The sequence below is a fragment of the Streptomyces corynorhini genome (genome assembly GCF_003346515.1).
GTDB lineage: Bacteria > Actinomycetota > Actinomycetes > Streptomycetales > Streptomycetaceae > Streptomyces > Streptomyces corynorhini.
Map to the genome: position 1 here is coordinate 1 of NZ_QQNA01000440.1, position 1,309 is coordinate 1,309.

Annotated in this window: 1 protein-coding gene; it reads right to left on the minus strand. The window is 69.9% G+C overall.

The window, feature by feature from the left end; genetic code table 11:
* Positions 1–79 precede the first annotated feature (79 nt).
* Positions 80–1,186, minus strand: coding sequence for a glycoside hydrolase family 26 protein (locus DVH02_RS34180; protein ID WP_114627709.1), 1,107 nt, complete (start codon positions 1,184–1,186; stop codon positions 80–82).
* Positions 1,187–1,309 lie beyond the last annotated feature (123 nt).

The following is a 1,309-nucleotide window of genomic DNA, read 5'->3' on the forward strand; positions in this document are numbered from 1 at the left end:
TCAACCAGCCGCTCCCGTCGCGGTGAGGGCGAGGGTGACGGCGCAGGGCGCAGGCCACGGCGCACACTCCGAGAAGCCCTCACCGCGACGGGAGCGGCTGGTTGAAGTAGGCGTCCTCGCCCGCGTACCGGTAACCGTCCAGCGCCGGGCCCTTGTTGACGGTCAGATCGCAGTTCTTCCCCGGCACCGGCCGGTTCCAGTGCACCAGCGCCTTGACCCCCGGCAGCGTCGGCGCCACCTCGGGGATCTCGCGGTACCAGTCACGCTGCCGGTCCGGGCGGTCCGGATCGGGCGCGGTGCTGAACTCGGACATCATGAGGGGCTTCGTGTCCGAGATGTTCTCGCGCATCCAGTCGTACGTCGGCCGCTGGCTGCTGTCGAAGTCCAGCCACTTCGCGGTCCGTTGGCAGTGGTAGTAGTTGTACTGGTCCATGCCGATCCAGTCCACGTACGCGTCACCCGGGTACAGCGCCTTCATCAGGTCCGCGTTCCCCAGATAGCCGGAGACCGTCCACACCCACACCACGTTGTCGACGCCCAGTCTCGCGAACCGGTCGTGGATGTGGCGGTACGCGGCGATGAACTCCTCGGGTGTGCCCGCGTCCGGCGTACGGAAGTCGGTCTCCTGGTCGAAGGAGAAGAAGACCCGCTTGCCGTACGCCTTGAGCCGTCTGGCCTGCGGATCGATGATGTCGCGGTCGTGCATCCCCGACGCGATGTCGCGCCAGCCGAGCTGGGTCTCGGTCCAGTTCTCGTGGTGCGGCTCGGTCCACACGGTGGACTCCCAGGCCAGCATCAGCATGCGGTCGCGGCCCAACTCCTGCTCGTCGGCGGTGAGCAGCACACCGTCCCGCTCGGTGTTCGACATGTCGTGGTAGTTGTAGACGAGGTCGAGCCGCCGCCCGATCCGCTTCTCGAACGCGTGCACCGCGTCCTTGAGCGAACCGCTCTCCGCGTACGGGACATACGCGCCCCACCACGCCCCGCAGGGCGGCTCCAGCAGCACGCTCGCCGCGCACGCGCCCCGTGGCATCGAGCCGGAGGCCGCGTTGTCGGGCAGGCCCCGGCCGCCAGGCCCGGCCGCCGCGCCCTGCTGCGCGTCCCGGGTGATCCAGACGCCGAGGCCGACGATCATCGCGCCGACGGTGGCGAGGACGACGGCCAGGAAAGTGCTCCTGCGGCTCATCGGGCTCCTGGGAGGCATCGTGCTACTGCGGGTCATCGGGCCCTTTCGTGTCATCGGCCCCTCCAGGGGCCCGGCTTGTGGCGTTCGGCCGCGCCCCGGGTCGCGGCGGGCAGGGGGACGGCG